Consider the following 1,581-nt stretch of genomic DNA (forward strand, 5'->3'; position numbering starts at 1 on the left):
TTGTCGGCTGCGGCGCGTGCTGCGGCCTCCATTTCGGCTTCCATGTCGCGGAATCGCTCCTTGAGCTCCTCGACGCCGCCCTGGAGCATTCCCCAGATGGAGGCGAGGGTCTGCATGGTTTTCTTCTGCGCCGTGGGGTTGGTGATGACGGCGGCGGCGACGGCGCCGACGATCATGCCCTTGACGTAGGAGGGGTTCTGGAAGTGCAGCCAGCCGCGGGTCCAGTCATGCTGGGTCCAGGAGCTGCCCCACGATCCGTATCCCTGGGGCGCACCGTAGTAGCCCTGGGGGGCTCCGCCGTAGCCCATGGGGCCGTAGGGCATGCCCTGGGGGCCGCCCATGGGCATTCCCTGGGGACCGAAGGGCATTCCGCCCTGGGGCGCGGCCGGCGCGTGGGAGTGGCTGGAGCCCGAGCCCGAGCTGGAGCCGCAGCTGTGGGTGCTGTCGGCGGGCGCGCTGTGGCTGGACGACGAGCAGCCGCCGGCGGCCGCGGTGTCGTGGCTGTGGGGCTGCTGCTGGGGGCCGCGGGCCATGGAGGGGTCATGGTGCGGGGTTTCCGGGTGGGCGCCCTGTCCCCAGGGGCCGGGCCACGGCCAGTGGGGGGCTCCGCCGGGGAAGCCGGCCGCCGGGCCTGCGGCCCAGGGAGCGGGGGCTCCGGCCCAGACGGGGGGCTGGCCCCAGGGGGCGTACGGGCCCCAGGGGCCCTGGGCGTTCTCGGCGGATTTATCGTTTTTTGCCATGAATGGGGATCCTTTTTTACTACAGTGTGGACGCCTCAGGGAGCGGCGCGCGGACGCAGGGTCTGCATGACGAGATCCGGAAGATCCTCGTCGGGTACGCTCAGGCACTGCTCCCAAAAAGAGTCGGGGATCTGTCTCGGGTCGTAGGAGATGACCAGGGACCGGGCCATGGTGTTGACCCGGACCTCCTCGATACCGGCAACCCGGTCGAGATCGGCAACGCTCAGGGACAGATCGTGGCGTGCGGCCTTCCCGATGCCGGCCAGTGCAAGCTGGAGTCGGATGCGTCCCGGAAGGCTGTGGGGAATGGACAGGTCAGGGCGGACATCGATCAGGAAATCGAGAAAAGCCCGGAGCCCCGGCAGAGTGGTTTGCATGGAATGTTTCTGCCCTTGTCTTGGGTCTGCACGAAGTCTGGAGTATCCTCCCGTTGAAAATGCTTTGCAAGTCATATTCAGGATAACTATCATTACAGTCAATCGTCTGACGCGTTCATCTTCAAGGAAGATTGCAGCGCTGGGGCGAAAAATCCTGTGTCTGTTTACCAGTGCGGGTAGCATACACAGGGCGTGTGTTCTTTGAAAAAGGATGATCCCATGAGCAAGGGTGCGGACGGGAAGACGCAGGTCGCGGTGCCGGCGAAAGTGCCGGCCAGGGCGGGTGCGACGGTTCCCGAGACGGTCCCCGAGACAGTTCCCCGGGCGGCCAAAGGGACGCCCTCCTCGGACCTGAGGAGGCAGCGTGACCTCGCGAAGAAGGGCATGCTGGTGTCCCTGGGCGCGGTGACGGTGACGGGTGTGATGCTGATGTACCAGACGCACCGGCGGGGCCGGGCCTCGGG

Annotated in this window: 3 protein-coding genes; 1 reads left to right on the top strand and 2 read right to left on the bottom strand. The window is 66.6% G+C overall.

Features of this window, described 5'->3' with window-relative positions; translation table 11 throughout:
- Together IHV25_RS10205 and IHV25_RS10210 are read right to left on the bottom strand one after the other, a co-directional pair.
- The coding region (locus IHV25_RS10205; protein ID WP_192535021.1) for a hypothetical protein at positions 1-740 on the bottom strand (740 nt) is incomplete at its 3' end.
- Positions 741-775: 35 nt separating this feature from the next.
- Complete coding sequence (locus IHV25_RS10210; RefSeq protein WP_192535022.1) at positions 776-1,117, bottom strand: HMA2 domain-containing protein; 342 nt, start codon at positions 1,115-1,117, stop codon at positions 776-778.
- 219 nt (positions 1,118-1,336) lie between these two features.
- Between IHV25_RS10210 and IHV25_RS10215 the strand changes: the two genes are divergently transcribed.
- Positions 1,337-1,581: hypothetical protein (locus IHV25_RS10215; RefSeq protein ID WP_192535023.1), on the top strand; the 245-nt coding region annotated here is incomplete at its 3' end.

Source organism: Phaeovibrio sulfidiphilus (assembly GCF_014861485.1).
Lineage (GTDB): Bacteria > Pseudomonadota > Alphaproteobacteria > Rhodospirillales > Rhodospirillaceae > Phaeovibrio > Phaeovibrio sulfidiphilus.

Coding starts and splice junctions, on each gene's coding strand:
- IHV25_RS10210 (WP_192535022.1), bottom strand. CDS start 1,117: ATGCAAACCACTCTGCCGGGGCTCCGGGCTTTTCTCGATTTCCTGATC.